The 950-nt window shown below is 59.8% G+C and carries 1 protein-coding gene; it reads right to left on the bottom strand.

The genetic code is table 11. The features are described from left to right. Positions 1-532 (bottom strand): cbb3-type cytochrome c oxidase subunit I (locus AC1DVR_RS23585; protein WP_478003060.1); only part of this gene is annotated, 532 nt, incomplete at its 3' end. Positions 533-950: the final 418 nt, after the last annotated feature.

Raw genomic sequence — 950 nt, 5'->3', positions numbered from 1 at the left:
CCATCAGATAGCCCGTGATCACCCAGACCAGGAACAGGTTGTAGCCCACCAGCACGAACCAAGGCGAAAGCTGATCGGCCAACCGCGTGCGGCAGGTGCGCTGCATGACGTGAAACGAGGTGGCGATCAGCGCGTTGCCGCCGAACGCAAAGATCACGCCGGTGGTGTGCACCGGGCGCAGACGACCATAGCTGGACCACGCCTGCCCGAAAGTGGCATCCGGCCAGACCATTAGCCCGGCAACCCAAAGGCCTACGCCCATGGCAAAGACGCCCCAAACCATCGACAAAAGAATGCCCGCCTTGATCGGATCGTCGTAGTAGCGCAGCGCCTGCGCAGCGTCCGCAGCAGGTTCCTCCAGCACGCCGCCCACCACGAATACCAGCACAAAGCCAAGGCCAAGCGCCATGAACCCATGCACCGCCATAGGGTCTTGCCGCCCGGCAACCGCCATGGTCAGGCCCTGCAACATCAGCGCAATGGCAAGCCCCATGGCAATCCGGCGTTCGCGTTTACTGAGTTGCGCGATCATGGAAAACTCCTGAAAGGGCGAAAGTGCCCCGCAGTTCAAGGTTCATGCGATGTGCAGACGTCTGCGAGATTCAGGCCAAGCTTGTCATAGTGCAAGGCATAGCCAGGGAGGCGGATCTGGCACCTCGGCGGATCGCCAAAAAGGTGCATTCGTTTATCTATTTACCTGGTCTGTCTGCGATGCAAGTCCTGATTGTTCTGGCTCATGCGCATCCCTGGCGCGATCTCCTCGCTGTTGAGGAAGTCAGTGACGGATTTGGCGGCTGATAACGCAGCCTCGGCCCGTATTCTCTTTTCATCCGCCACGACCTTTGTGCACACCAGAACCATCAGCGCCATGGGGAGCCAAAGCCAAACGGCCGCGCAAGAGCATCATGTCCGGGAACCTTTTCCCCGGACCTGCATCCAATGGCATGAGG

Source organism: Rhodobacter sp. P2_H5 (assembly GCF_056403335.1).
Note: the sequence above shows the minus strand (reverse complement) of the source record. Positions and strands in the feature narration are given on the sequence as shown.